Origin of the sequence: Desulfonatronospira thiodismutans ASO3-1 (assembly GCF_000174435.1) — a bacterium.
Taxonomy (GTDB): Bacteria; Desulfobacterota; Desulfovibrionia; order Desulfovibrionales; family Desulfonatronovibrionaceae; genus Desulfonatronospira; species Desulfonatronospira thiodismutans.
The window spans coordinates 1,281,919-1,304,472 of sequence record NZ_ACJN02000001.1 but is presented as its reverse complement, the minus strand read 5'-3'; the positions used below and the strand labels follow the sequence as shown (position 1 = coordinate 1,304,472).

The window sequence follows — 22,554 nt, the reverse complement described above, 5'->3', positions numbered from 1 at the left end:
CTTTATCCTCTGCTTTGGACCTGGATATTCAACTCACGATCAAGCTTTACGCCTGCACTTGTTTGACTCCGAAAAATTTATCAAAAACCCTCTGAAAATCCTGACTGCTCACAGGTTTTCCTATATAATCATCCATACCTGCATCCAGAAACCTTTCCCTGTCACCTGACTGGGTATGGGCGGTAACAGCAATTATCGGGACATCTCTTTTTGAACCAGCAGACTTTGCCTCCCGGATTGCCCTGGTAGCTTCCAGACCTGTCATCTCAGGCATCTGGATATCCATAAGGACGCAGTCAAAATCATGCCTGAAAAATTCTTCAACCGCCTGCTTGCCGTTGGGGGCTAAAACCACATTGTGTCCGAACTTTTTCAGAAGGGTCACCATAAATTTCTGATTCAATGGTTCATCTTCAGCCAGAAGGATATTCAAAAAATCCCGGGACTGCTCTGTTGAAAGAGCTTTGCCTGGCGTTTCCCGGTCATCCCGGGCAGACAGACCGAAAGGCAGGACCACATGCACCGTGGTTCCCTCCCCGGGCAGGCTGTCAATGTCTATGTTGCCGTTCATCAGTTCCACCAGGCGCTTGACTATGGACAGGCCAAGCCCGGCACCCTGATGCTTGCGGGTATAAGAACCATCCAGCTGTTCAAAGGGAGTGAACAGATTTTTCAACTGGTCTTCAGGGATACCAATACCAGTGTCGGATACAGCAAACTTTATTCTCACATCACCGCCCTTTGCAGCGCAAAGAGCATCCAGCCGGATCTCAACGACCCCCTTTTCGGTGAATTTAAGGGCATTGCTTACCAGGGTAATAAGTATCTGTTTGACCCGGACAGCGTCACCTATGACCTTTGCAGGAACATCATCGCCTGGTAGATATTCAAGAAAAACACCTTTCTCTCTGGCTGAAGCATCAAAAATATCATGAATAGAGCCAAGCGCTTCTCCAAGATCAAACTCCGAATTAAAGATGCTCATTCTTCCGGTTTCAACGCTGGACAGGTCAAGAATATCCGAAAGGAGGCGGGCAAACCTCTGAGATGACTTGATAGCCATGTCCACGTATTCCTGCTGCTCCTCATCCAGGGTTGTAGTCTGAAGAAGCTGCATCATTCCCATGATTCCATTAAAGGGAGTTCTCAACTCATGACTCATATTGGCCAGAAACCTGGATTTGGCCTGGTTGGCAGCCTCGGCCTGTTCTTTGGCCTTGAGCAGTTCTTTTTTGTCCCTTTTGCGGTCGGTGATATCCCGGATGACATAAACCATCCCCACAGGCATACTTTCTTTGTCGTAGACTACTGCGCCATTGATCTCCGTATCAATGGAAATGCCCTCTTCAAAATTCAGCCTGTATTCCTGCGGGCCGATGTTCTTTTCAAGCCTCTTTAGGGCATTCTCCTGGGCCCGAGGCAAATCACGGGCATCAATAAAGGAAAAGAGACTTCTCCCGTAGATGCTTGCCTGGGGAATATAACTCAGGCCGGGATAAGCCAGCTCATTAACAAAGGTAATTATTCCCTCCAGATCGGTCCTGACAATCAAATCCGGGACAGCCTGCAAAATCTTGCGCTGCATTTCCTCGCTTTCCAGCAATGCCTCCTCAGCCAGCTTACGTTCGGTGATATCGGTATGAGTACCGATCATGCGCAAAGGGGAGTCATCTGGGTTTCGTTCCATGATTTTGCCTTGCCCCTGGATCCAGATCCATGAACCGTCTTTATGTTTAAATCGAAACTCGATATCAAACGTTTCAGTCTTTCCGGCGATACAATCCTCTATGGCCGAGGTGGCTTTCTGCAAATCTTCAGGGTGTACTCGCTCTGCCCAGCCTGAAAAGTGCTGGGGGAATTCATTGGGGGAATAACCAGCCATGGTGTAATAACGATCATCAAAGTAGGTTTCATTGGTTACCAGGTTCCAGTCCCAGATACCCTCGTTTTTGACCGCCATGGCCCGATCCAGACGTTCTTCGCTGGTGCGCAGTCTTTCGGCCTGAGCATGTTCCCGGGTTACGTCGCGAAACACAAGTACCGCACCGGTGATGTTGCCATGACTGTCTCTGATGGGGGCCGCAGAATCAGCAATATGATATTCCTCTCCGGTTCTGGATAACAGCATGACGTGACTGGCAAGCCCTAGAGTATGTCCAGTGGCAAAAACCTTTTGAAGCGGGTTGTCAACCACGGCACGGGTGTCTGCATTGACGATCCTGAGGACATCGCTCAGCAGACGCCCCCGGGCTTCGGCTTCATCCCAGCCGCAGAGCTTTTCAGCCACAGGGTTCATCTGGACCACCCGGCTATCCATGTCAGTGGAAATCACTCCGTCACCGATGGCCTGTAATGTTCTGGCCAGGCTTTGTTCGCTCTCCTGCAGCTTTGCCAGTACCTTTTTATGTTCAGTAATGTCTCTGGCTGCAGCATATATCTGTCGCCCCAGGGGTCTGGAGCGCCATTCAATCCAACGGTAAGACCCATCCTTGCAACAAAAGCGGTTCACGTAGTTTAAAACCTGCTCCTGGTTCTCCAGCCTGGAAACTGCTGCCACGGTTGACTCCACGTCATCCGGATGCACAAAATCCAAAAACATGCGTCCTTCCAGTTCCTGGGTGGTATAGCCAAGCACTTTTTCCCATTCCGGATTGAGACGGAGAAATCGACCATCGACATTGGCTATGCAGAGAAGATCAAGACTGGAATTGAAGTAAAGCTCCAGCTCCTCGCTTTTTTTCTCTATCTGATCCTGGGCCTGCTTATGCTCAGTAATATCTGTTATAAAACCATGATAATGGGTGATACTGCCGGATTCATCGCGCATGGCTAAAACGTCTATGGATGACCAGAGCCATGAACCGTCACGTCTTATAAGCCGGCACTCAAAGTTTTCCACCTGCTGGTGAACTTCAAGCAGCTGCAATATTTTATTCCTGTCTGAGGATTCGGCATAAAATTCACTGGCAATATCAGTTATGGAATCAATCATTTCCTGGGGGGTGTCATAACCGAACATCTTTGCCATGGCTGGGTTTGCTGTAAGAAACCTGCCCTCGGGAGTAGACGTGAAAACGCCCATAGGGGCTTTTATCAGCAGTTCCTGACATTTTATCGGGGAGGGAACAGAAGACTTTTTGCAAGTACCGTCTTCAGACATGATATGCTCCATTTTCTATATTCTGGGTTGCAAGGCTCTGCTGCATCACCACAGAGTAAGCATTCAGGGGGTACTCAGTTTTAGTTCCTGGCACCAGGCCTGGGGACTGTCCCGCACTTATTTTTCCAACGCCAACAGCCAAAAATTGTCCATCAGAAAAAAATAAGTGCGGAACTGTCCCCGGTCACGCCAGAAGCGTGATTCCGGCACCCCCCTGAATGCTTACCAGCCTTCTATATTATGATTCCTGCGAATGGTATTCCTCTCAAGTTTAATACCTGACTATCGTCGTGGCATAGTCTTGGTATTCACTCAACCACACATCATCCACAGTGCTTTCTGAGCATTATTTACAATATTTCTGAAAATTAACGGCTTCTCGCCACGTTACAATGCTACGCAGGTCCATACTTCTATTCATTCTCCAGAAAAGACTTGATTTCCATTCTGCACTTTTCAAGCTCTTTTTCCAGTTCAGTTGCTTTATCTTGTAGACCGTCCACACTGCCTTCCTGCAGGTCTTTTTCTATTTCTTTGGCTGTCTCTGAGACGCGCAAACAGCCGGCATTGGCTGAATTACCCTTGATTGAATGCGCTTCTTTGAATGCTCGTTTCCAGTCTTTATGGTCCAGAGCTTCTTTCAAGACGGCCATGTTTGCCGGGCTGCCTTCAAGATACAGGGTTAGGATCTCGCAGGCCAGCTCAGAATCATTCCCCATCCGGGTCAATAGAGCCTCCTGGTCAAAAACAGGATTCTCAGGCTGCTCTGAGGTTGAAGCAGGGGCAACATCCTTTGATGGACCTGTCTCACCTGTATCACCGTCATGTCCATCTTCTTTTTCCAGCCACCTGTTCAAAACCTTTAGAAGCTCCTGATGACTGACAGGCTTGCTGACATAATCGTCCATGCCGGCCTCAAAGCATCTGTCCCTGTCCTGATTCATGGCTCCGGCGGTCATGGCGATTATCGGGATTTTGGGATTGAGGGATTGAGGAATTTTGGGATTGAAGGATTTTGGGATTGAGGGATTATGGTATTCTGGGGTTGAGGGGTTCAGGGGTTGGCTCTCCCACCTTCTGTCTCCTGTTCTCTGTTCTCTTTCCTCTGTCCCATGCTCCATCCTCCTTATCTCTTGTGTCGCCTCCAGTCCGTCCATTTCCGGCATCTGCACATCCATAAGTACCAGATCATAGCTTTGGTTCTGCAAGGCCTCAACCGCCTTCAGTCCAGTATCTACAATGTCCGCACTCAGCCCCATTTTATTAAGCAGGCCGACAGCCACTTTCTGATTGACCGGGTTATCCTCGGCAACAAGCACATGGCCTTTAAATTTTATCAGCTCGGATTGCTGTCTTTTTATCTCCCGGGCCTGATGCCTGGTGATGATGGAATGGCCCGGGGCTTTGCCGGCACTGGAAAGAACCGTCAGCAGGGTATCAAAGAGTTCGGACTGGCGGACGGGCTTGTTCAGGTAGGCATTAAAGCCCTGTTCTTCAAAAATTTTGGCATCACCGGGACGTCCCAGAGAGGTCAGCATTACCAGAGGCAGATCATTAAACTTACCACTCTTTTTTATACGCTGGCCAAGCTCCCCTCCGTCCATAGCTGGCATATGCATGTCCAGAATGGCCATGGCAAAAGAATTGCCCTCTGAGTAAACCCTGTCCAGTATGCGCAGGGCCTCATGTCCCCCAGAGGCCTGCTCTACCTCTACTCCCCAGGCCTCAAGCTGTTTTTTCAGAATTTCCAGGTTGGTTTCATTATCATCGACAATAAGTATATGCTCACCATGCAGATCCTGTGGCAGAGCAGGCAGGGGCTCTTCCTGCTTCTTCTGCAGGGTGAGCCGGGCCGTGAACCAGAACTTACAACCCCGGCCGTATTCACTTTGGACCCCGACTTCACCACCCATCATTTCAGCCAGTTGCCTGGATATAGCCAGACCAAGGCCTGTACCGCCGAATTTGCGGGTGGTGGATGCGTCCACCTGGGAAAACTTGTTGAAAAGAAGGTCAATCTTGTCTTCAGGAATACCAATGCCGGTGTCCTGGACTGTGAAGAGAAGCAGAACATCATCTGCACTGACCTCTGACCTCTGCACCCTGACCACAACCTCTCCCTGGTGAGTAAACTTGATGGCATTGCCCACCAGGTTGGTCAGTATCTGTCGCAGGCGTCCGGGGTCGCCCTGGACCTGGGCCGGTACATCCGGATCAGGCAGACAGATCAGTTCCAGCCCCTTTTCATCAGCCCGTACAGCCATGAGAGAGGCCAGGTCTTCAAGCAGGTAGCGCAGGTTGAAATCTACGCTTTCCAGTTCCAGACGACCGGCCTCGATTTTGGAAAAGTCCAGGATGTCGTTTATCAGGGCCAGCAAAGCCTCGCCGCTGCTCTGGATGGATTCGGCCAGGCTTCTTTGTTCCGGACGCAGCTCGGTATCCATAAGCAGATCGGTCATACCGATCACACCATTCATAGGAGTGCGGATTTCGTGGCTCATATTGGCCAGAAATTCGGACTTGGCCCGGGTGGCTTCCTGGGCTTTGTCCCTGGCTTCCTGTAAATCCAGTTGGGACTGCTTAAGCTCGGTAATATCCATTATGTGCCCGGCAACCCGGACTATTCTACCGGAATCGTAAACCGGCCAGGCTGCGGTTCGCACCCAGAGTCTGCGACCTCTGGCTGAGACAAAAGGAAACTCCTGGTCATAAGCAACGCCCTTTTCCGCGCATGCCTGAAAGGCATTGGATACCCTGGACCTGTCCTCTTTATAATAACATTCCAGGCTTTTGGAAATAAGCTCTGAAGAAAGGGTGGGGTTATGATTAACCTCGAAATCATGAATCAGGTATGCTCCCCTGGTCCAGGTCATGGTCCGGGCATCAATGTCCCATTCCCATCCTCCAACCCTGGCCATTTCTTCCATGGAGGTGAGTATTTCCTGCTGCTTACGCAGCTCCTCTTCCAAGTGTTTTTTTTCAGTAATATCTGCAACTAAGGCAAAGGAGCCGTTGAATTCTTTGTCCTTGAACAACGGGGTGGAAGAAACCAGGGTCCATACGGTGGATCCGTTTCTGTGAATGAGTCTTAATTCATATTTTTCCGCCTTGCCGGATTTTCGATTTTCCCAGATACGGTTAAATTTATCCTGATCTTCCGGGTGAATAAAGTCCCAGATACTATGATCGGTAACTTTCTCTGGTGAATATCCGAGCATCAGTGCCATTGAGCGGTTAGCAAAACTCAGCCTGGCCTGTCTGTCCAGTATTCGGATACCTTCATTGGCATTTTCAACAATGAGCCTGTACCTCTCCAGAGTCTGCCGGAAAGTATCCTCGGTTTTCTTTTTTTCAGTCACGTCCCGGCAGCAATACAGGTACAAGCCTTTTTCATGAAGCTGCTCAGGCAGGCGTTTGATATTCACCAGGAGATACCGCCAGTGGCCCCGGGAGTCTTTGATGGCGCACTCCCGGTTGCTTATTTCCTGTTCATCTTCGACAAGCTCCCCGGATTTAATAAGACGTGACCCCAGTACATGCTCAATGTTGGCCATTTCCAGCAGTTCCTGCCTTGACCGGCCGAAAATCACATGGGCATTGGGGCAGACAAATGTCAGGTCTCCCTGTGCATCAGTGAGGAACACGGCGTCGTTGATGCTTTCCAGTATACTGCGGTAGAAGAATTCCTGCTCCCGCAGGGATTCTTCCGCCAGCTTGCGTCTGGTGATATCCGTATGTGTCCCGATCATGCGCAGGGCTTTGCCGGTCTCGTCTCTTTTGACTGCACTGCCCCGGCCCAGGATCCATACCCAGTTTCCATTTCTGGCCTGCATGCGATATTCGACAGCAAAGGAGTCCACCAGGTTGTTTATACAGTCCAGGTTGGCCTGGTAGGCTTTTTCCTTCTCTTCAGGATGAATCAGATCCAGCCAAGTCTGCACATGCCCGGGCACTTCTGCAGAATCATATCCCAGCATGGAGACATATCCCGGGCTGAAGTACACCTCTCCAGTGCTCACATCCCAGTCCCACAGACCGTCTTTTGTGGCCTCCATGGCCAGAGAAAAACGCTCTCTGCTCTCCAGCAGCTCTTTTTCGGCCTTTTTGCGGTCTGTAATATCCTGGATTATTGAATAAAGCACCTGCCTGCCATGGGACTCGATTTTGCTGCTGAACACCTCTACATCCCTGATGGAACCATCAGCCAGGCGGTGCTGGAATTCAAACCAGAATTTGTCTCTGCTTCTGGCCCTTTCCAGTTCTTTGTGCAGTTCATCCGGTGATAGCGTATTAATTTCCTGGATATACTTTTTCTTCAGCTCCTCCCGGGACCAGCCGTAAAACTCTGCAGCAGCATGGTTGGCGTCGATAATTGCCCCGGTATCCGGATCTACCATCAGTTTTACAGCGGCATGCTTTTCAAACAGATTTGTGAACATCTGTTCGCGTTTTCTTAACTCGTCATGTTGTTCTTTAAGCCGGGTTATGTCCTCAAAGGTGGTATATACCTGACAGGGTTTTGAGTCGCCCGGATGAAACATGGGAACAGCAGTGATGGACAGCCAGATATGATCATTACTGACTGGGTGGTACACACCGCGGGTCACCGGCCCTGTGGTCTTTCCGGATTTAAGAGCAGTCATGGCTGGGTGTTGTGAACCAGGCACTTCTGAACCATCCTCCTGGATCATCTTCCACTGCGGGTCCATGGAACTCCTGCGCACAATCTGTTCTGAAGTGAGGCCAAGTATCCTTTCCGCAGCCGGGTTGACCGAAATGATCACTCCTTCAGCATCCTGGTACACAACCCCCTGGGCCATGGTTTCGAAGAGGAGGCGGTGTTTTTCTTCACTGGCCCCAAGCGCCTCCTGGACCTGCTTACGCTCGGTAATATCCGTGGTGAAGCCCTGACAGGCCACGAGGCGACCATCTTCATCCAGTACAGCCCGTGCATTTCTGGAAACCCAGAACTCGGTACCGTCCCTGCGGCGCATACGGTATTCATGGTTGACCAGCTCTTTTTTATCTTCCAGGTGTCGCAGGAAAGCCGCCCTGTCAGCGGGGTTTGCATATAACTGTGAGGCAATGTCCGTGACCGACTCCACCATATCCTGCGGTGAATCATACCCGAACATCCTGGCCAAAGCAGAATTGACATAAATAAGCTTTCCCTCAGGGGTGGAAGTGAAGATGCCTGTAGGCGCATTTTCCAGAAGGTCCCTGCAGTCCATGAACCCTGTCCCGCCGGGCAGGTTTTGAGAAGGTGGAAATGAGGAGTTTTTTGTGGTCATTTAATACTCCGGATTGAAGGTGGGTCAGCAGAAGCATAGATCATCCAGCAATGACAAATCTATACTTGAATAGTGTACAAAGTTAATATGTCAGTTTATAAACTTATGATCAAGAGTACAATTTACATAAATCGTTAATAATAATCAGTTTCACCACTATCTGGCACTTTAAAATATACAGTAGTGCCCTTACCGTGCTGGAGGTTTATTCAGATCCGTCCCCTGTGCTTCTCCACTAATTCTTTACACAGATCAAGTCCCAGGCCGTACCTTTTTCACCTTCAGTACACTGGACAGATCTTCCCTGGTTAATAGTAAAACTTTAGTCGCTGTGTCTTGGTCCATGCCTGCTCCGTTGTCACAAACCGAAACCTGGCCATGGCACCTTATATAGCCATGGACAGATACGTTGCCACCCTGATACATGAATTTGAGCGCATTGAAAAGCAGTTTGCGATAGAAATACTGGCATTTGCAATATCATTCAGGCAGACTGATTACAGTGTGTAGACCATGTAGTCATCCACGCCGACCTTAAGGAACTTCTCCCGGTCAATGGGTGCCAGCAATCACCACCGAGAGTTGACACCAGGCGAACTCCCAAGTCGAGAGCGGAAACCCCGCCGGCCTGTCACGCCCCTGGTGTGATGAAACAAACGAATACAAATATCTTGACCCCCAAGCCCGCAACGCATTAAATGCCCTGGTTACAGCAGCGCACCTGTTGACCAAAAAGACCCAGGGCAAACCAGAGGAGCGATACGCAGCCAAGAGGGAGCATTACCCGTTTCTGAAAAACCGGATGGGGACAGTCCCGAAGCCGGGGACAGTCCCCGTACCAAGAGCGCAATAAACAGTTTTAACCAAAACAAGCTATGATAAAATCCTTATGTATTCAGTTTTCAGAAACGCGTAATGCTCCCGCCAAGAATCGCCTGATCCGCATTCTCTTTGCAAGGATAGCCAATCCCCATGTGTCAGGCAGGAATCCTTTGGGGTGCCAAAAATCTTCTCTGGCACGGGAAGCCTTCAGACGTACACCCGACTAAAATGCGCTTTGCTGTCCTTCGCAATTTTAGCGGGCAGGCGGGTGCTCCGCACACACGGCTTTGAAGAGTAAAGTTCCGTTTTTTCTTGGAAGGTCGGGTCATGATCAGCTCCGCAAAGGCAAATAATTATCATGAAGGGAAAGGCCAAGCCTTTTTTCTTAGCGTATATCTTTCTAGGCAAATTAATCTGTCGCTAAAATCAATCTGAAATGAGAACTGATTTGTTTGGGGCAGGATAAAAAAGTGGCAGGATCAAGACTAAGTGCATGTTCGGAGAGAAGTTTAAGCCTGCGGAACGTGTCAATGAAAATGAGCTGGGAGTTCCCGCAGGGGGTTCACCGGAGCGGGGAAAACTCTTCTCTTCTTCGTTGCCTGTTTGACAATCACACATATGTGTTATACTTTATAGTATAACTATATGCTGTATAGGAGGCGCGGCTTATGCGGATGAAAGTGTTTAACAAAGGACAGGTGGTCATTCCTGTAGAAATACGTAAAGCGCTTGATATCAAACCTGGTGACAGTATTGAAGTGAACTTCGATCATGAACGTCGCTTAATCCAACTTCGTAAACCTGATAAAAATGAGTCCCGGGTCCTGGCAGGCTCTCTGGCTGCTTATGCCAAAGGAAAACAATTCCCAAGCCGAAGCGGGATGCATGAGGCCTTAAAGCAGGGGATGATCAATGAGTGATATTCCATTGGATACCAATGTAATCGTCCGTTATCTAACTGAGTCATCCCAAGACGTAGACGCGAAATTTGAAGGCGCGATTGGCTTTTTTGAAAAACTGGAGGCTGGAAGCTTGTCGGTTTTTCTCCCGGATCTTGTACTGTTCCAGGCCTATTTTGTACTGACAAGCTTTTATAAGGCGCCCCGAGCCGAGGTAGCGGACAAATTTCGGCGAATTGTCGAGTTCTCGGGTATTCGCATGACGGACAAGAACGTCATTATTGCGTGTTTAAGCAGGCTTCAGTCACAGAACCTGGATGTTGTTGATTGTTACCTCCTGGGGTGGGCAGAAAGTAGAGGAGTCAACTGCGTGTATTCCTTTGACAGTGACTTGGAGAAAAATGGTCTGGAACTTTTAAAAATAAAGTAAAGCACGGGACAAACCGGCTTCCATCAGGGCAAGTTCTTGGCTTTTGTAAAAAAATTGCCCAGGCCTGTGATCAGATTTGCCGCAGTTTAAATGTGTAACCGCCTTTTGTGCCTGACTACGCTGGGCATAGGTTCATAAAATAGCCTCTTTAGGTCCAGGATGAATTATCCGCCAGGGAAAATCACGCCTGTAGCGTGACAGGGCTCCTGGCGGATAAGGCTTCACCGCAAGGCGGGGATGGCTGATATTAGCGTGGGTTAGCGTGATTCGCGGGGAGAGAAGAGAAGAAGTGTGCCCGCGAATGACGCGAATGAGCACGAATAAGAATGAAGAAGGAGTAATATCTGCCCGGCTCACCCCTGTGAAATACCCCAGAGGGGACCCCTGTTTCACTGGGCAGGTCGCCGGAGCAGATAGGCTTCGTCGCCTGCGGCGGGGAGGATATTTGTTATTGGCGTGGATGGCGTTATTCGTGGGAAGGAAGGAAGAAGGAAGAAGTTTGCCCGCGAATCTACGCAAATCTCGCGAATAAGAATGAAGAAGGGAATGTATCACCTTTTGATCAAAGGGGATACGGCTTCATCGCCTGCGGCGGGGAGGATATATCTTATTAGTGTGATTAGCGTTATTCGCGGGCTGGTCTTTTGATGAAGAAAAGAAGAAGAAGAGAAGAGCTTGGTCCGCCCCGGTGAACCCCCTGCGGGAACTCCCAGGGATTTGGTTCACCAAGTTAAACAAGGAGTTTTATTTCCCTGGAATTTTTGCTGACATTGACTGGAGTTCAGGGTATGATTTTTTGGACAAAGAATTACAGCAGGTGACTAAGGATGCTGAACTTGGACGCAGGTATGTGGACAAGCTGGTGCGGGTACGCAGGTTGAGTGGAGATGAAGGCTGGGTCTGCGTACATATTGAGGTGCAGGGAGAAGCCGAGGATGTTTTTGCCAGGCGGATGTTCACCTACCATTACCGGCTTTTTGATCAGTACGACAAGCCCCTGGCCAGCCTTGCGGTGCTGGCTGATACCAGTCCGGGCTGGCATCCGGACAGCTTTGGCTATGAGCTCTACGGGTGCCGGATGCGGTTTGATTTCCCAGCTGTCAAGCTTCTGGACTGGGAATCGGAAATAGATCAACTGCTTGAATCGGATAATGCTTTTGCTCTGGTTACAGCAGCGCACCTGTTGACCAAAAAGACCCAGGGCAAACCAGAGGAGCGATACGCAGCCAAGATCCGGCTGATCCGCATTCTCTTTGCCCGGGGCTGGGATCGTCAGAGAATCCTGGATCTGTTTAAAGTGCTGGACTGGCTGATGTCCTTACCTGAAGACCTGGAATCCAAAATTTTCAGTGATATTCGTCAAATAGAGGAGGAGTATCAAATGCCATACGTAACAAGCATAGAAAGAATCGCCCTTAAAAAGGGCATGCAGGAGGGCATAGAGAAAGGCATGCAGCAGGGCATGCAACAGGGCATGCAAAAAGGCGAAGCCCAGCTGCTTCTGCGCCAGCTGGCCCTTAAGTTTGGTCCTATCCCGGAAGACAAGCAACGATTGATTGAGTCTGCCGATTCTCAAAAACTGAGGCAATGGTCAGAACGTATCCTTACTGCCCAGAGCATGGACGAAGTTTTGAATGACAGCTAATCCCCATCTGTCAGGCAGGAATCCTTTGGGGTGCCAAAAATCTTCTTAGGCACGGGAAGCCTGCAGACGTACACCCGACTAAAATGCGCTTTGCTGTCCTGCGGAATTTTAGCGGGCAGGCAGGTGCTTCGTACACACGGTTTTGAAGATTAAAGCTAAGCATTCAGGGGGTACTCAGTTTTAGTCCCTGGCACCAGGCCCCCCCCTGAATGGTTACCTGGCAAATTATTTTAAAGTAAATTTCACCGCCAACATATTGTTCCAAAATTTGCGTTAAGCCCCTGATTCCCTTAAATCATAAACTTTTTTCAGCTCCTGAAAAAACTCATGACTTTCAACTCACAACCTGACAACCCATCGAGAAATATTTTCCGGAGAAAAATCGTGCCTGACAATGAACAACTTCGCAGACTGGCAAAGAAATATGTCTGGTGGAAAAGTCCTGAACAGGCTTTGCAGAACAAAAGACATTTTTTAGCTGCCCTTATGACTTTTGGCACACTGGAAGATACATACTGGCTGGAGCAAAATATAACCAGAGATGAATTGACCGACGTCCTGAAAAATCCACCAATTGGTATTTTTACTGCCCGTGCCTGGCATTTCTGGCATTATAGACTGGGTTTAGCCGGCAATGAAAACGAAATCCCTGAGCAGCCCACAAGGACCTGGCAGAAGAGTGTCACACCCTGATGTATATATTTAAACCTGATCTGAATATCCTTCCTCCAGCACAAAGAAACGTATGGAACAGGCTTGGAGTCATTCCGAAAAACTTTGTTCTTTATGGAGGCACGGCTATCGCTTTGCATCTGGGACATAGATCATCAGTTGACTTTGATTTCTTCTCACATGACTCTTTTGAAAGTGACCGTTTGTGCCATATGGTTTCTTCTCTTGGAACTTATGAGGTTCTTCAGGCTCAGGAAGACACCTTAACCATTGTTTTAACTGATAATGATCCTGTAAAGATTTCTTTCTTTGGAGGCATTAAAACAGGACGTGTCAAATCACCCCTGGAAACTGATGATAAAGTTGTCCTTGTCGCTTCACTTCTGGATTTAATGGGCCATAAGCTTAAAACGGTTTTACAGAGAGTGGAAGCTAAAGACTATATAGATATTGCCTGTATGCTGAAAAAAGGCTTCCAACTGGAGCAGGGTCTTTCATGCGTTTTATCGCTCTGGCCTTTTGCACCGGTGCAGGAAATAGTGCGGACTTTGACCTATTTTCAAGAAGGTGATTTTTCTGAATTGAGTAATCAGGACAGGCAGATTCTCATCAGGGCGTGCTCTGATGTTTCATTTGAAAGTATTACCAAGTATCCTCTGAACTCTGAAAGAATATCTGATTACTGCTCATAAAAGGATAATGCACCTGCAAAAAGTCAGGAAATGAAGAATTCAGGAACAAACCAATTCTACAACTTTTTGTTTTTACTGCCTGTCACGCCTGTGGCGTGATGAAACAACTCCTTGGAATTCCCGAATTTTACCCGGTTAAACCCTCTTTTGTTTAACTGAGGGACTTCACAGGGGATTCCTGTCACCTGTCTCTTCACCAGGCAAAACCTCGCCCAACCCGGCAAATCACCTGCCCAGCCCCTGGCTTTCTGATCATTGTAGGCCCAGCACTTCCTGAAATACCGCAGTGGCTCCTCGAACCATATCGTCGGCTTCCAGAACAGAGTTATTGGGTCCCGGAGTGCCTGTCCCCTGCTTTCCTTAAAAGCGCTAAACAGATACACCTTGATATCCCCGCCAAGGTATACAATGGATCCGTCATTAATTGTTGTATAATGCCAGCATTAGGATGGGTTTTTGAGATCGTTTTGATGCGGTTGGTTGGGTTTTTCAAATTTTATTCCTTATCATCCACTTCTCTTGGTTCGGTAATCAGCTTTATACCTTGAAGAACTTCTTGAAACCGTCCGAATTTTAAGGATCCGATTTTTTCTGATAGGTCACTTTTATTTACTGTGAAGATTTGAGAAATATTGACCACACTTTTTTTGGGTAAATTTGCTTCGCCCTTTTTCAGCAAGACATTCCCCGGCACAGCTGCCCTTTTAAGATTGGATGTTAAAGGACAAACAGTAACGGTATTGATACGGCTACGATTGAAAAGATTGTTTTGAATAATGATATGAGGATGTCGGTATCCTGGTTTGGATCCGGAAGGCTCCGTAAGGTCTATCCAGAATATGTCGCCTTGATTAATTACCATTGATCTCGAACCATGTTGCGATGCCTGGAACGCATCACAGTTTTAAGAGATGCTTCTTTTTCGTCTGTGACATCGCCATATGCAGAGTTGATAGCATCCAGCAGATCTTTGTTTTTATGACGTTGAATAAACTCTTTTGCCGCCAGCGAAAAAACACGACTCCGAGACATGTTCATTTCATCGGCTAAGTTGTCGATTTCCTCAAACAATGGTTTTTCGATTGATATTGCGGTCTTAACACTCCTCATTGACTGCTCCTCCTGATAAAAAAGTATAACCTTAGGTATGATCTATGTCAATACTTGCTACTATTATTCTCTCATGTCAATCTGGGATAAGGATATGTTCTCTATAGCTATAGCGTTGAAAAATATTTGCCAAGGGTCAAGACTACGTGCATGCATTGACAAAAGTCCTACCCTGTCTGAATTATCAAGCCTTGCTTTGCCAGTCTTCAGAATAATTGAGAAGAAGTACTACACAGGCTTAGCCGATGTTTTCCCATATATTCAGAACAATTTTACGCAAGTTTGCAGCTTTTTGCCTCTATGGCCTTTCTGGCCAGGGCGGCTCCATGGCCTGCTTCAACTAAAACTGTTTGCTGATTTTCGTTTGAAAGAATGTTTATGATTGACATGGTAAGGAATAATTCTTACTTTACAGGAAACAGGAGCAACGAGCATGACGACAATTAGAGAAATGGCCACCATGTCTTCCAAGGGCCAGGTGACCCTGCCCAAAGCCATCCGTAAGGCTCTGAATATTGATGCAGGGTCCAGGCTGGCCTTCACCCTCCGCGGCAATGAAATCGTAATTAGCCCCGAAGATGAGCACAATGACCCGGCTGTAGCCTCTTTTTTGAATCTGCTGGAACAGGACATCGCGCACGGCCGCCATGTTTCAGTTCTCCCGGACGATCTTGTCAAAAGCCTGGTCACGGCCCTTGAATACGATCAAGGCCATGATCAGGAAATCTCTGGAGATGTGCACCTGTAATGCAGAGCCATGGCTGGACGCTGCTCTTTCATGACTGCCTGATCCAACAGCTGAAACGCCTTTCTGCAGCTTGCCAACGCGCCAGGTCTTCCGACCCTGAAGGCTGGCTGGCCAATGCAAATGTCAAGCTGTATCATGCGCTATCAAGGCTGATGTTAAGGACCATACCTGCCGATCCTGGTCATCCCGTGTACCGCCAGGGCAACACTTTGGGAGAGGATCACAGACACTGGTGCAGGGCCAGGATAGGCAGGCGATTTCGCCTCTTTTTTCGCTACGACTCTGCTTCGAAGATCATTATCTATGCCTGGGTCAATGACCAGCAAACTGAGGTGGTCCCACCCTCCTAGCAAATGATCCTTTCGCATGGTATTCCTTTCAAGCTCACTTTCTGACTACTGTTAAGGCATAGCCGGATTGCACATTAACCAAGCTTATTTTTTCCCAACCAATGGGGGAAGCCTCAAATTTTTCTGTTATGTGTCGATTCCTCTACTTAGCCCAGTTTTCAACCTTTAATGATTTAATTCTTAGAAATTCTTTTTCATTATTTGTAATTAACACCAAATCTTCACTTAGCGCATGAGCAGCAATAAGCATATCAAGAGGGCCAATAACTTTGCCCTGTGATTCAAGCTCACTGCGAATCATTCCGTAATGTTTTGATGCAGCCTCATCATACGGCAGGATTTCAAATGGGGTAAGAAATTCTTCAAGTCGTTGGGCATTCTGTTTTTTTAAATTGCTTTTTGCAACACCATAATTTAACTCGGATACTGTAATCGTGGATATGCCGATCTCTCCAACTTTTGTGTTTTTAAATTTTTGAATTACTTTAGAGGGTTTTTGGTTCATTAAATAAATACAAATATTGGTATCAATCAAATAGATCATTTAAACCATCCCTCTCCTGTTGAGAATCGAACTGATTCCTGTCAGTCATAAACGGTTCGTCATATTTTTTTAAGTTTTCTTCCCAAGCACCCCATACTGTTTTATCTTTAGGTATTATTAAAATTCCTTGAGAAACTTTTTTAATGTATACTTCCTTTCCTTCGAATCGATAAGCCTTAGGCAAACGAACTGCCTGACTTCGTCCATTAAAAAATAATTTTGCAGTATCCATTTTATCCTCCAAATTAGCGATCTATATCATAAAATATATACCTTTGCATTTGAATGTCAAGCCCAAAAAAGTCCAATGATTTTTGGCATAATGTGCGGCTGATCAGGAGCAAGACCGGAGGCAAGCCTGCTTGTCGACGGGATTGTCTGCTGCATACGCGTTGGTGGACGGTTTGGCAGTAAACACATTATTTGTCGGTTCTAGCGCTGGGAAACTGAAAAATCACCCTGTGGTGTGCAAGGCTACGTTCATGCCCTTAGATAAGTTTAAGCCAACTTGAATGGTCAAGCTTTGTTGTGTCAGTCTTGAACATAATTGAATTAGACTACTGCCTGATCATAGCCGCAGGCTGAGCCAACATTATTCTTACTTACAGCCATCAAGTGTTATCTGAACATATAGCAAATGCTGAAAAAGGTTATGCAAAAGAATGTTGGTTCCTGGGGATTGGTTTCAGACGATTGATATTTTCTGCTTCAGGGCTGTTCATGACATGCCAGAGGTCCCAATCCTGTTGCAGGCCAAGCCAAAAGTCCGGGGACATGCCCAACACCCGGGAAAGCCGCAATGCCGTATCCGGTGTTACTGAACGTTTGCCTTTGATAATTTCGTTGAGACGAGGGTAAGAAACACCAAGACAACGTGCCAGTTCTACTTGAGTAAGCCCAAGTGGCTTAACGAATTCCTCAAAAAGCATCTCCCCTGGATGTGTCGGCGGACGATTTCTTGGCAACCGCCTCTCAGCATCAGTGGCAATCTGTGATTTCGATTTCATAGGCATCGCCTTCCTCCCATATAAAACAAATGCGATATTGTTGGTTAATGCGAATGCTGTATTGATTCTCCCGATCACCTTTCAAGCGTTCCAGTCGATTTCCAGGAGGCAATTTAAGTTCATTGACATCCCGAACTCTGTTGATTTGATCCAGTTTCCGGCGGGTAACCGGCCAGATGTTTTGAGGACAGCATCTTCGAGCTGCCTGTGATGCCACTCCATCAAAAATATCCTCTGTGTCGGCGGATTTAAAGGTCCTTATCATATATTATATTATGATGAGGTCCATTATAGATGTCAAGGCATTATGCCAGGGAGTGTCAGGAGCAAATGACATGACTGATGCAGGCAGCACATGAATTGACCGGTTCAAGCTTTCTTCCGGCAGTCTTCAGAATAAATGGAAAGGACTATGCCATGGCCGTAGTCTGAGCTAACGCTATCCTTCAGCCACGAAAGGAACTAACGTCGGTTGGATGGAATTGTTGAGCAATCCCGCCCTATTGAAGTGAGTAGGTTCCGCTGACATCCAAGTATATATCCCCATGGGGAGGGAACCCCTGTCCCGAAAAGCTGCCTTGCCCGGTGATACCTTCGTAACGACCCGTTCCACCCTCCAGAGTGAACTGCCCCGCTTGCTCGCCTCGTGGATCTCCAGTACCGATAAAACTGCCGATCTTGGTAGCTCCGTCGGGGAATGCGTAAATCGCATATCCACGGTAATTCGTTTTTGCACCGGATCGCTCGAAAGTAAGCCAGGTACTTACCGTTGCTACCTCTTCATCTTCATAAAAGGCAAAACCTCGCTGTTGCATAAGCCCGACAGCATGATCCTTATGCCCTTCAATCTCTCGAATATCCACATCGACAGTAACGAAGGCTTCTCGCCACTCGATTGGTTTCGAATCATCAGCATTCACGATAAATGGTTGTAGGAAAAGCAACGCCATCAGCACGATACAGACAGAGTTGCCACCCGTAATCACCGTTCTTGAGATAGCCATGACCAACTCCTTCTCTTAACACCTAACAAGTAATTGCAAAGTTTCACCCTGTCACTCAAATCTGATACCGGACTACACAGCCCTATAGCCGGATTGTTGAAAGTCAGGCCTGTATTTCCTTCTCTCCAAAAAACTTACTGAATACCCTCTGAAAATCCTCGTGATTCACCGGCTTGACTATGTAGCCATCCATTCCGGCCTCCAGAAACCTCTCCCGGTCACCAGGCCGGGTATGAGCGGTTAACGCGATGGTGGGAATGTTGCCCGATGTCCGATATCCGACATCCGGGCTCCGATATCCGACCTCTGACCAACTTTGCTCATAAACTGTAACCGTTTTGACCCATTGCCCGGAACTATTGAGAACTTACCGCCTAATCAACTTCACCGTTGCCTGGCACTGTAAAATACACAGTGGTGCCCTGGCCAGGCTCGCTGTCTATCCATATCCGTCCTCCGTGCTGCTCCACAAACTCTTTGCACAGAGCAAGGCCCAGGCCGGTTCCTTTTTCACCATCAGTACCTTTGACAGACTTTCTTTTATCGATGGCAAACACCCTGGCCGCTGTGTCCTGGTCCATGCCCATTCCATCATCATGTATCATGATCTTGACCATGGAGCCTTGCTTATGGGCGTGGATGGACACGTTTCCACCCTGATAAGTGAATTTGAGTGCATTGAAAAGCAGATTGCGAATGACAGAGTATATCATTTTCTGATCTGCATACAGGTTCATCCCCCTGGGAACGTTATTCCAGAGATTGATATCCTTCTGGTCAGCCACACTCCTGGCAAGAGAAATGCCGGCAGTTACAAGATCATTCAGGCAGACTGATTCTGGTGTATATACAAGCATCCCTTTTTTGACTCGAGCCCATTGCAGGAGGTCTTCCAGGAGAGCATGCAGACCTTCCGAACTCTTATGCATTTCACTGAGCATCTCCCTTAACTCGTCCATGGAAAAATCATCGAAATACTTGTTCAGTACTTCGGTTAAGCTCAAGAACCCTGCAATGGGAGCCTTGAGATCATGGGCCACAAATGAAAAAAGCTCATCCTTTTCTGCATTGGACTTTTGAAGTTGCTGATTCATGCTCTTGAGTTTTTCTTCAGCATGCTTTCGTTCAGTGATATCCGAGAAAGAAACGACAACAAGATACGGTTTTGCCTCGCCAGGCGTAAAAATCGGACGGGTGTTTATTTTCAGCCATGTTGTGGACTGATTGTTGCGCTTGATCCCCATGATTACATTGTTACAAGGTTCTCCAGTGCGTAATGTGTGTTGAGAAGGGAAATCGTCTCCAGCATACTCGGTTCCATCTTCGTGAATGAACTTTATATCAAACACCTCTGGAGTTTGACCTCTGGCATGTTCAATATCCAGTCCGAAAATATCTGAAGCGGTTTTATTCCAGTGGACGAACCTGTCCGAGGCATCTTTAAGAACTATTCCCTCGCCTACTGTCTCATTGACAGTCCGTAACAGCTCCTCACTTTCCCTGAGAGCATCCTCGGCCTTTTTCTGCTCAGTAAAATCTTTACCCGTTGCCACGACTCCGGCGACACTCCCGTCCTTTTCATAGAAAGGATAATAGTTCATCACCTTATACTTCAAAACACCGTCCAGTCCCGGAAAACTGTCCTCGGAGACCACCTCTTCACCTGCGAATGCGGTATCCAGACGAGGCTTGATCTTGCTGTAAAATACTTCTTTCCCGACCAGTTCCTCCACGGTATGTCCTTCAATCTCTTCACGTGGCTTGCCGAATTCCCGCTGGTAAGCATCGTTGACAATTATATACCTGTAGTCAGGAGCCACTATAGCCATACCATCATTGATCCTGGAGATGATCCGCTCATAATTCTTCAGGCGTTCTCTTTGACTGCGGCGGATCTTTTCCAGGCGGATTCTCTGAATTCCCTGGGCTATGGTCCAGGCCAGGCTGTTGAACAAATCCTGCTCCTCTAAATCTCCGGCCAGGTTTGCAGGGATTGAAACTGTGATCAGCCCAAGGACAAACCCTTCAACCTCCAGGCGTGCAGAGAAGCCGGATCTGTCTGAATATTGTTCAGCCAAAGGGCAGCCCTCGCAATCAGTGCCCGGATCCATGACAACCTGCAGGCCTGGCGAGGTTGATACGTTTAGAGCGCATGCAGGCTTCTTTCCATATTGAAAGCCGTCAATAAGTTCCTGGAACTCATCATCAAGACCTGCCTGGCCGAAATGTGTGACATTTTTGTTTTTGTCCAGAAGGATGATCCAGGCATTATAATATCCCCTGGTGGAAATCAGAGCCTGACAAACCTCCTGCAGCAGAGGGGTTATATCCCCGGCATTGAAAATCACCTCATTGACCTGGTTATAGGCCTTCAGCACTGCATTCAAATGCCGGGTGCGCTCTTCTGATTCCCGCAGAAGCTCCTCTGCCTGCTTACGTTCAGTAATATCCCGGGCCACTCCCAATACCGACTCAATCTCTCCTTCAGAGTTTCGCTGAAAAGAAACACGTACATGAAACCAGCGATAATGGCCGTCTTTGTGCAGCAGGCGATATTCTACTTCGCCATGGTTTTGATCGGTTTTAAGAGCGTTATCCAACCCCCTCTGCACCACCGGCAGATCCTGGGGATGAACAAGGTCTTGAAAGTTTTTGCCTAATAGCTCCTGGACTTCGTAGCCTAAAAGATCTGATACCTGAGGAGAAAGATAAGTAAAATGCCCTTCAGGTGTATGAGAGTATATAACGTCCTGGGTATTTTCCACCAGCGATCTGAACTTTTGCTGACTTTGCTGTAGAGCAGTTTCCATTTTTTTTCGTGCAGTAATATTTTCCCGGAGCAGAACTCCGCCTGCAACCCGGCCCCCCTGATAAACAGGCACCGCTCTGATGTTGACCCATCCGGAACCTCCCACAGCAAACTCGGGAAAATATACATTTTCCAGTTCAACATCGTCCCCCTGGAAAACTCGGGAAATCTCTGTATCCACTCCGGCATTAACCAGGCCGGGAAGCTCGTGTATGGACCTGCCCAGAAAATATTCCTTGCCCAGCTTGTTGTTGGCAAATTTTTCTATATGCCAGTCATTAACAAATTCTACCCGGCCCTGATGGTCAAGCAGCATAACAGAGGCAGGACATTTCTCGATGAGGTTTTTAAATTTCTGTTCACTTGCAATTCTTGCTTCTTCCGCCTGCTTGCGATTGGTGATGTCCGTGTGCGTCCCGATCATGCGCAGGGCCTTGCCGGACTCATCTCTTCTGACTGCACTGCCCCGGCCCAGAATCCAGACCCAGTCTCTATTTTTGGCCTGCATGCGAAACTCGACTTCAAAAGAGTCCACCAGGTTGTTTATGCAGTCCAGATTGGCCTGGTAGGCTTTCTCTTTGTCTTCTGGGTGAATAAGATCCAGCCATGTTTGTACATGGGGAGGCACTTCAGTGGAATCATACCCTAACATCCGAGCATACCCCGGACTGAAATAAACCTCTCCAGTGGTCACATCCCAGTCCCACAGTCCGTCTCTGGTTGCCTGCATAGCCAGTGAAAAGCGTTCCTCGCTCTTATGAAGCGCCAGTTCTGTCTGTTTGCGCTCGGTGATGGCCTGATTAAAGCCCTGGTAGGCAGTGATATTTCCGTCTTTATCCTTAATCACACTGATGTTTTCAGACACCCAGAAAATTCTGCCGCTTCTGTGCCGCAACCGGCACTCAAAGTTGGTGACCTGGCCGTATTGTTCCAGCATACTTTTCAGTTTATCCCGATCAGCAGGGTCTGCATAGATCTGGGTTGCTATGTCTGTAACGGAGTCCATAAGCTGGCGGGGAGAATCATAGCCGTGCATCCGGGCAAGGGTGTTGTTGACGGATAAATAGCGTCCGTCAGGCGTGGTGGTAAAAATACACACAGGGGCATTCATCAGGATGCCTTGAGGATTCTCAAAGACAGGTGGCTCGATTGAGCCTTGGTCCGTTGGCGGGGAGGTCTTTTGGGACATAACAAGCTCCCTGGATTGAGTAATTGAGACAAGGCAGGATTAATATCTTTCAAGCAGTATTAAAGCCCACCCATTAGCAACATTATATTTGTGTCTGCACTTTGTTGCTAAACTGAATGCCATAACCGATTTAAGATTTCTACAATTTTTTTGTCATGCATCTGGCAAAATGCAAAATTTTA

Annotated in this window: 18 protein-coding genes; 8 read left to right on the top strand and 10 right to left on the bottom strand. The window is 47.8% G+C overall.

The genetic code is table 11. The annotated features are described in order from the left end of the window. Positions 1 to 46: 46 nt before the first annotated feature. Both DTHIO_RS19590 and DTHIO_RS21640 read right to left on the bottom strand, forming a co-directional pair. Entirely contained in the window at positions 47 to 3,082 is a 3,036-nt protein-coding gene (locus DTHIO_RS19590) for a PAS domain S-box protein (RefSeq protein ID WP_208596370.1), read from the bottom strand. Positions 3,083 to 3,573: 491 nt separating this feature from the next. Further along, the gene (locus DTHIO_RS21640) at positions 3,574 to 8,451 is read right to left on the bottom strand and encodes a PAS domain S-box protein (RefSeq protein ID WP_008869454.1); all 4,878 of its coding nucleotides are present in this window, start codon (positions 8,449 to 8,451) and stop codon (positions 3,574 to 3,576) included. Positions 8,452 to 8,829: 378 nt separating this feature from the next. Here DTHIO_RS21640 and DTHIO_RS22650 point away from each other — a divergent pair, with 378 nt between their 5' ends. From DTHIO_RS22650 to DTHIO_RS05995, 6 genes are all read left to right on the top strand, one after another. Then, positions 8,830 to 8,961, top strand: a complete 132-nt coding sequence (locus DTHIO_RS22650; protein WP_279614610.1) for a hypothetical protein — start codon at positions 8,830 to 8,832, stop codon at positions 8,959 to 8,961. Between the two features lie 980 nt (positions 8,962 to 9,941). Next, the gene (locus DTHIO_RS06015) at positions 9,942 to 10,193 is read left to right on the top strand and encodes an AbrB/MazE/SpoVT family DNA-binding domain-containing protein (RefSeq protein ID WP_008869453.1); all 252 of its coding nucleotides are present in this window, start codon (positions 9,942 to 9,944) and stop codon (positions 10,191 to 10,193) included. Continuing rightward, positions 10,186 to 10,602: a type II toxin-antitoxin system VapC family toxin gene (locus DTHIO_RS06010; protein ID WP_008869452.1), complete on the top strand. Its 417-nt coding sequence runs from the start codon at positions 10,186 to 10,188 to the stop codon at positions 10,600 to 10,602. The genes DTHIO_RS06015 and DTHIO_RS06010 overlap by 8 nt, the downstream gene beginning before the upstream one ends. A gap of 796 nt (positions 10,603 to 11,398) precedes the next feature. Further along, entirely contained in the window at positions 11,399 to 12,247 is an 849-nt protein-coding gene (locus DTHIO_RS06005; protein WP_244156319.1) for a DUF4351 domain-containing protein, read from the top strand. A gap of 384 nt (positions 12,248 to 12,631) precedes the next feature. Beyond that, positions 12,632 to 12,940, top strand: coding sequence for a hypothetical protein (locus tag DTHIO_RS06000; RefSeq protein ID WP_008869450.1), 309 nt, complete (start codon positions 12,632 to 12,634; stop codon positions 12,938 to 12,940). Beyond that, positions 12,940 to 13,611, top strand: a complete 672-nt coding sequence (locus DTHIO_RS05995; RefSeq protein WP_008869449.1) for a nucleotidyl transferase AbiEii/AbiGii toxin family protein — start codon at positions 12,940 to 12,942, stop codon at positions 13,609 to 13,611. Before DTHIO_RS06000 ends, DTHIO_RS05995 begins: the two co-directional genes overlap by 1 nt. Before the next feature lie 496 nt (positions 13,612 to 14,107). On the opposite strand, the gene DTHIO_RS05985 is transcribed toward DTHIO_RS05995, so the two are convergent. Beyond that, positions 14,108 to 14,473, bottom strand: a complete 366-nt coding sequence (locus tag DTHIO_RS05985; RefSeq protein WP_008869448.1) for a type II toxin-antitoxin system PemK/MazF family toxin — start codon at positions 14,471 to 14,473, stop codon at positions 14,108 to 14,110. Continuing rightward, on the bottom strand, positions 14,467 to 14,721 hold the full coding sequence (locus DTHIO_RS05980) for a ribbon-helix-helix domain-containing protein (protein WP_008869447.1): 255 nt from the start codon (positions 14,719 to 14,721) through the stop codon (positions 14,467 to 14,469). The genes DTHIO_RS05985 and DTHIO_RS05980 overlap by 7 nt, the downstream gene beginning before the upstream one ends. A gap of 433 nt (positions 14,722 to 15,154) precedes the next feature. On the opposite strand from DTHIO_RS05980, the gene DTHIO_RS05975 reads away from it, so the two are divergent. Continuing rightward, entirely contained in the window at positions 15,155 to 15,469 is a 315-nt protein-coding gene (locus DTHIO_RS05975; protein ID WP_008869446.1) for a type II toxin-antitoxin system PrlF family antitoxin, read from the top strand. Then, positions 15,469 to 15,819, top strand: a complete 351-nt coding sequence (locus DTHIO_RS05970; protein ID WP_008869445.1) for a type II toxin-antitoxin system YhaV family toxin — start codon at positions 15,469 to 15,471, stop codon at positions 15,817 to 15,819. Before DTHIO_RS05975 ends, DTHIO_RS05970 begins: the two co-directional genes overlap by 1 nt. A 142-nt stretch (positions 15,820 to 15,961) precedes the next feature. Here the strand turns inward: DTHIO_RS05970 and vapC are convergent, their stop codons facing one another. The 6 genes from vapC to DTHIO_RS05945 form a co-directional block, all read right to left on the bottom strand. Further along, complete coding sequence (gene vapC, locus DTHIO_RS05965) at positions 15,962 to 16,363, bottom strand: type II toxin-antitoxin system tRNA(fMet)-specific endonuclease VapC (RefSeq protein WP_008869444.1); 402 nt, start codon at positions 16,361 to 16,363, stop codon at positions 15,962 to 15,964. Then, entirely contained in the window at positions 16,347 to 16,595 is a 249-nt protein-coding gene (locus DTHIO_RS05960) for an antitoxin (RefSeq protein WP_008869443.1), read from the bottom strand. The genes vapC and DTHIO_RS05960 overlap by 17 nt, the downstream gene beginning before the upstream one ends. 418 nt (positions 16,596 to 17,013) lie before the next feature. Next, positions 17,014 to 17,370 (bottom strand): HigA family addiction module antitoxin, encoded by a 357-nt coding sequence (locus DTHIO_RS05955; protein ID WP_244156318.1) that lies wholly within the window; start codon positions 17,368 to 17,370, stop codon positions 17,014 to 17,016. After that, positions 17,342 to 17,635 carry a type II toxin-antitoxin system RelE/ParE family toxin gene (locus tag DTHIO_RS20410; RefSeq protein WP_008869441.1) on the bottom strand — a complete coding sequence of 98 codons (294 nt, stop codon included), beginning with the start codon at positions 17,633 to 17,635 and terminating at the stop codon, positions 17,342 to 17,344. The genes DTHIO_RS05955 and DTHIO_RS20410 overlap by 29 nt, the downstream gene beginning before the upstream one ends. 235 nt (positions 17,636 to 17,870) lie before the next feature. After that, positions 17,871 to 18,374, bottom strand: a complete 504-nt coding sequence (locus tag DTHIO_RS05950) for a hypothetical protein (protein ID WP_008869440.1) — start codon at positions 18,372 to 18,374, stop codon at positions 17,871 to 17,873. 374 nt (positions 18,375 to 18,748) lie between these two features. Continuing rightward, entirely contained in the window at positions 18,749 to 22,372 is a 3,624-nt protein-coding gene (locus tag DTHIO_RS05945; RefSeq protein WP_008869439.1) for a PAS domain S-box protein, read from the bottom strand. Positions 22,373 to 22,554 lie beyond the last annotated feature (182 nt).